Source organism: Bradyrhizobium sp. 31Argb, from assembly GCF_043638955.1.
In the GTDB taxonomy this organism is placed as follows: Bacteria; Pseudomonadota; Alphaproteobacteria; order Rhizobiales; family Xanthobacteraceae; genus Bradyrhizobium.
The window spans coordinates 1-5,731 of record NZ_JBEGDB010000389.1; the positions used below are offsets into that span (position 1 = coordinate 1).

Annotated in this window: 5 protein-coding genes; 2 read left to right on the forward strand and 3 right to left on the reverse strand. The window is 61.6% G+C overall.

From position 1 onward, the window contains the following. The first annotated feature begins 231 nt into the window (after positions 1-231). The gene (locus AAFX91_RS38180) at positions 232-819 is read left to right on the forward strand and encodes a DUF2147 domain-containing protein (protein ID WP_130582208.1); all 588 of its coding nucleotides are present in this window, start codon (positions 232-234) and stop codon (positions 817-819) included. 93 nt (positions 820-912) lie between these two features. Here the strand turns inward: AAFX91_RS38180 and AAFX91_RS38185 are convergent, their stop codons facing one another. Then, positions 913-1,881 (reverse strand): SDR family NAD(P)-dependent oxidoreductase, encoded by a 969-nt coding sequence (locus AAFX91_RS38185; protein WP_394569936.1) that lies wholly within the window; start codon positions 1,879-1,881, stop codon positions 913-915. A 62-nt stretch (positions 1,882-1,943) separates the two neighbouring features. Beyond that, the gene (locus AAFX91_RS38190; protein WP_394569937.1) at positions 1,944-2,705 is read right to left on the reverse strand and encodes an SDR family NAD(P)-dependent oxidoreductase; all 762 of its coding nucleotides are present in this window, start codon (positions 2,703-2,705) and stop codon (positions 1,944-1,946) included. A 162-nt stretch (positions 2,706-2,867) separates the two neighbouring features. On the opposite strand from AAFX91_RS38190, the gene AAFX91_RS38195 reads away from it, so the two are divergent. Further along, positions 2,868-3,485 (forward strand): TetR/AcrR family transcriptional regulator, encoded by a 618-nt coding sequence (locus tag AAFX91_RS38195; RefSeq protein WP_394569938.1) that lies wholly within the window; start codon positions 2,868-2,870, stop codon positions 3,483-3,485. A gap of 57 nt (positions 3,486-3,542) precedes the next feature. Here the strand turns inward: AAFX91_RS38195 and AAFX91_RS38200 are convergent, their stop codons facing one another. Further along, the gene (locus AAFX91_RS38200) at positions 3,543-5,483 is read right to left on the reverse strand and encodes a hypothetical protein (protein ID WP_394569939.1); all 1,941 of its coding nucleotides are present in this window, start codon (positions 5,481-5,483) and stop codon (positions 3,543-3,545) included. Positions 5,484-5,731 lie beyond the last annotated feature (248 nt).

Sequence of the window (5,731 nt, forward strand, 5' to 3'; positions counted from 1 at the left end):
TAGAAAGGGATCAGGAGCGGTCAGTTTCCAACTAACAAACCGGTTCAAGCGGTCCCGCTCCGCGGGTCCATTTCACAACATATGATTGGTCAATTTCAGCCAAAATATCACCGGTCAGGCCGCGGAGCGGCCGCTGCGGCTATTTGCATCGTTCCGCGCTGCCACTGGAACCTTCCGCGAAATGGCCGTAGTCTTCGCTCATTCGTTTGATGGATTAGTCGGGTGACGACAATGCGGAATTGGCGATTTCGATTTCGGCTGACAGTGCCTGTTATCATGGCCCTCCTGGCGGTGGCCCTGCCGGCGCAGGCGCAGCAGCCGTCGGCGGCGGGCCTGTGGCAGAAGGTCGAGGACGGCAGGCCCGTGATATGGGTGCTGTTCGTCGACCATAACGGCGTCTTCGAAGGCATCATGGCGAAGACGTTCCCGAAGCCCGGCGAGCCCGTCACCGAGGCCTGTACGAAATGCACCGACGACCGCAAGAACGCGCCGTTGCTGGGCATTCCCTTCATCCGCAACATGAAGCGCGACGGATTGAAGTATGAGGAAGGTAACGTGCTCGATCCGCGCGACGGCAAGATCTACAGAGCCAAGATGAGCGTCAGTCCTGATGGCAAGGAATTGACGATGCGCGGCTACATCGGCATCTCGCTGTTCGGCAAGGACGAGACCTGGTACCGCCTGCCTGATACGGCGATCGCGCAACTCGATCCCGCCATCGTCGCGAGATATCTGCCGGCTCAGGCGGCCGCAGTGAAGCCGCCGCCGCCCGCCGCCACGAAGAAGAACATCGGTCCAGCCGGCACGCCTTCGCGCTAGACGGCTACCAGTGGCCTCGGCACGGTTCTGAGAGCCGTCTAGTCGAGCACGAAAGTGGAATGGATTATTGCGTTCAGATGTGGGCGATAACCTTCACGACGCAGCGCTTATCAATTGCTCGCTTTTCGCCCAAAGCTGCTTAGCTTTGTTAGCGTCGAGCGCATACGACCTTACGCCGTCGGCAAACGGGTTGGGCGTGTCATCGATCGGCGCGACTGCGCAATCTTCGAGATAGTGTCCGCCGATCTCGTCTTTGTTAGCCACGACTGCGGCCCAGACCGACGTTGCCGTTGCCTGCGGGATTTCTTTCAGCTCTGCCGGCGGAAGACCCGCTTCAGCGCGAGCTTTGCCAACGGTCTCGAAAAGGCCCTGCAAGTCCTCCTGCGAGAAATGGCGGGGGAGATCAGTGATGCTATTCCCAGGCATCACCGAGGCAGCTCGGATGCCGCGATCGCGATGCCGCCGGTCGAATTCTGCTGCGAAGAGAGAAGTGGCCGTCTTCGATCGGCCATAGGCGACAAATGGGTCATATGCCTGTTGGTCGAAATTCGGATCGTCCAGGTCAACATCGACGACGCGATGAGCCTGGGACGACAGCACCACCAGGCGCCCGTTATCAGCGAGCAGCGGCTCGATCCGATTGATCAAAGCGAAATGACCAAGATAGTTGGTCCCGAACTGGACTTCGAAGCCATCGATGGTCCGGCCGAACGGAGTTGCCATAACGCCGGCGTTGGCGATGATGGAATCGAACGGCCGGCCGTCAGCCAACAGTTTATCCGCGCAGGCGCGAACGCTCTGCAAGGATGCCAGATCGAGCTCGATCAACTCCAGGCTGCCACCTCGTTGCGACGCGGCGTCACGGACGGATGCAGTGGCTGGCTCAGCTTTAGCGAGATCCCTGACCGCGCCGACGACGCTGGCGCCGTGAGAAACCAGTGAGCGGGCGGTTTCGAGCCCAATGCCCGACGATGCACCCGTAATCAGAAATCGCTTTCCCTTGAGATCAACGTCTGAAAGCACCTGGTCGGCGGTCGACTTTGCACCAAACTTCTCGGTCATCTCTTTTCCTTTAAATTCTCGTGTAACGAGTTTTGATCTTCTTCGGCTTGATCTCCGACGCTTCAGATTCCGAGACCACCGGCCATATTTACGGTCTCACCGGTGATGTAGCCCGCATGGGGTCCGGCGAGGAAACAGACGGCTTCCGACACCTCTTCAAGGGTTGCGAAGCGACGGATCGGATGCATGTTCAGGAAGGTCTCAAGGTCCGGAAGCTCACCGGCCACCTCCTTGTTCATGTCCGTGGGCATCGCACCGGGCTGCAAAACATTCACAGTGATATTGCGGGGGCCGAGGTCGCGCGCGATACCCCTCGCGTATCCGGCAAGCGCCGCCTTCGTTCCGGCGTAGTCGGCGACACCCTTAAAGGGAACGTAGTCGCCGAGCAGAGAGCCGATAAAGATGATTCGACCACCATCCGTCAGTTTTGACGCCGCCGCGCGAGTGTTGGCGATCGAGCCCATGACGTTGACTTGCCACTGTCGATTGTACCTCTCTTCCTCAAGGCCGGGATCGTCTACCAGCTGGCCCTGAATCGCGATGCCGGCATTGTTCACGAGGATGTTGAGCTTGCCGAACTCAGCAATCACCGAGTCGATCAGAGGCTTCGCGGAAGTAAGGTCAGCTTGGTCGCTCTTTATAGCAATCGCGCGTACGCCCTTTGCCTTGAGCTTCTTCACGACTGCATCCGCCCTATCAGCCGAGGCCGCGTAGCTGATCGCAACGTCTGCTCCGTGATCAGCAAGCGCCTCCGCCGTAGCGGCACCAAGCCCGCGTGAGCCGCCGGTAACGAGGGCGACCTTGCCCTTCAACATCTTCGACATAGGAATCCTTTCTCTACCCGATCGGGGTGCCATCTCAGGCCTTGGCAAGCGACAGCGCCTCATTTTCGTAATGATGATTACGATAACGATTGGTATGGAATCTGGACAGGGGATGTCAAGCGGTTTAGTAATGGCCATTATGAAAAAAGCCGAGTCGATCTGATGGGACGCCATCGCGAATTTGACGTGGAGAAAGCGCTCGACGCCGCGCTATGTGTCTTCTGGCGCAAGGGGTACGAGGGTGCTTCCTACGCTGATCTGACCGAGGCTACCGGAGTAGAGAGACCCGCCCTCTATTCTGCATTTGGCAACAAGGAAGCGCTCTTCCGCCAAGCCCTGGCTCGATACGACGAGCAATACTTGGACTACATTCCAGAGGCGCTTCAGCTACCCACAGCGCGCCAAGTTGCTGCGCACATCCTGTACAATGCAGCCGACCTCAATACGCGTTATCCCGACCATACGGGGTGTCTCGGTATCAATGGGGCCCTGGCGGGATCGGATGAAGCGGAACCTGTGCGACAAGCGTTGATAGATTTTCGCGCGGCTGGTCAGGCGCAGCTTCGTGATCGCTTCGAACGGGCGAAGGCCGAGGGCGACTTACCGAAGACGGCCAAATCTGATGCCCTTGCGGCATTCGTGATGGCCGTCACTCACGGCATGGCGGTGCAGGCTAAAGCCGGCTTCAGCCGCGACATGCTGGGGGCTGTTGCTGAGCAAGCGCTTTCCACGTGGCCTACCGGTAGTTCCACACTTTCCGGAAAGTCATCCGAACCTTAGATAAGAAGCGCGCCGGCCATCGCTTGCGCTTGGCCTCCGCAGTGCTCGCACCGCGCTTTAGCGTCCGTCGATCGGCTGCACCGGTTCGGAGATCACCTCACCGACGCCGACATCGAGCCGCAGCACCGCGGCCGCTGCGGGAACGGCGGCGTCCGCCATCGCGGCGTGGCCTTCGGCGGTCGGATGCACCGCGCCGCCATAGACGGCCGACAGGACGCCCCAGGTCGCGTCGTGGATATCAGAGGGTTGCATCGAGGACGGCAGCGCCTGCGGATAGGTCATCGCCGTGAAGTAGCTGTCATTGGCGTCGCGGATCCAGCGTGCGCGCGGCAGGTAGGCGCGATATTCCGAGGCGCTGCGGCCGCACATCATCGGCTGGCTGGCGGCACTGACGATGTCAGGATTGAAGCTCTCGCCATTGGCCGCAAAGCATTGCCGGTCGAATTCCGGATCGGTGGCGGCACGCGCGCAGAAGCCATGCATCGCGAACGCGTCCTGATGGGCGTCGACGAAGGTCATGCGGTCGGCACGCGGATTGCGACAGAGAATGCCTGACTGGCAGAGCGCCAGCGCCTTCAGCGTTGGAAGAAATTCGTCCTGCACATAGCCGACCACCGGGCCGAGCCGCTGCGGTGCGGCGTTGAAGGAGGGATGGATGTCGAAGCCGGCGCGACCGCCGGGGCAGGGGACGCCGCCGTCCGACAGCGCGGGATTGGCATAGGCGGTATAGATCACGCGCGTCAGGTCACCGCCGACGAGCGGCTTCAGCGCCTCGCGCAGTTTGCCGAATGATTGCGGCAATGTGCGTCGCAGCGCGTCGCGGGAATCGTCGACGGACGCCAGGACGCCGCCGCGCCGGAACAGCGCGCGCTCCGTCCCAGTATCGACGATCACGTCGGCGACGAGGCCGGAGAAGTAGATGTCGTTGGCGCCGATCGAGAGCAGGAGCAGGTCGAGCTGCCGATCCGGCTGGCGGCGCTTGGCTGCCGCGAGCGCATCGCGCAATTCGGCGAGCTGGCCGTTGACGCTGCCCGAGCAGGTGTTGCCCGATTTGCTCGGCAGGCACTCGCGGGCCTGCTGTGAGCCGAACAGCCCGTCATTGATGGTTGCGCCCGTGCAGGCGAGCGGCAGGTAGGTCACGGCGATGTGCGGGTAGCGCACCGCGAGCGCAAGCGCCGTGCGCGTCTGGTAGCTGTAGAGCGAGCGATGGCAGGCCGCGTTGAACCACAGCGCGCTGTGCTTCTGCCATACCGAGAGGAAGTCCGGTGCTTCGCAGGCGCGCCCGCCTTTATAGCCGGCGCGGCTCGGCCGGTAATATTGCGCGCCCGCGGTGCCGAGATAGGAGCGGAAGCAGAAGCCGTCTTCCGCCAGCGCGATCGGACGGTCCGGATTGCCCTCGCCGGAGGCGATACTGTCGCCGAGCCCCGCGATGAAGATGTCGCGCACGGCGATCTCGGTGGAGACGCGCTGGGTCGGATCCGAGCCGGCGGAGACGTCGACGGTCGCAACCGTCGTGCGGCCGTAGCGGACGTGCAGGTTCACCGGTTCGGCGCAGTCGAAGGCGGAGCTCTGCGGCCCGTCGCCGTCGTCGAACGACCAGGCGCAGGTGGCGCCGACAGGAATCGGTCCGACCAATCGCACCGTGATCGGATGATCCGTTGGCGTCAGGTAGCTTTCCTTGACGTTGTCGCGGGTGCAGGGCTCGTTGACGCGCCCGGCGAGGTCGATGCAGAGCCGGTTGACGGTGTTGCGCGCCCAGCCGCGGCCGTCGCTCTGCAATTCCAGCGCCTGCTCGGCGGCGAGCACGCTGCGGCCGCGACCGGCTTCGGTCTGCAGCAGGAAGTCGCGTTCCTCGCGGAACAGGCGAAAGCGGTTGCGGACTTCCCACGAGATCTGCAGCGGCTGTTCGGCCGCGGTCTGCGCTTCGGCCGATTGGCTCAGCAGCGCAACCGCCAGCAGCGCGGCGGAAACGATCGAACGGAACGGAATTTTGACCATGGCGCGTTTCACGGCATCGGTGGGGCAGAAATAAGAGAGCCGCGCCGAATTGGCCAGAAAGAATAACGCGTCGAGATCATGATCCGATTGGACGGAATTGGATCATGATCTCATCTCTTTGTTTGAGCACGATCTTTCCGGAAAACCGGTCTCCACTTTTCCGGATCATACTCTAGCATTACAGTTGTAATTGACTGAGGATTCTGAGTCCATGGGTGACCATGATTCGAAGATCGTGGACGCAGGCA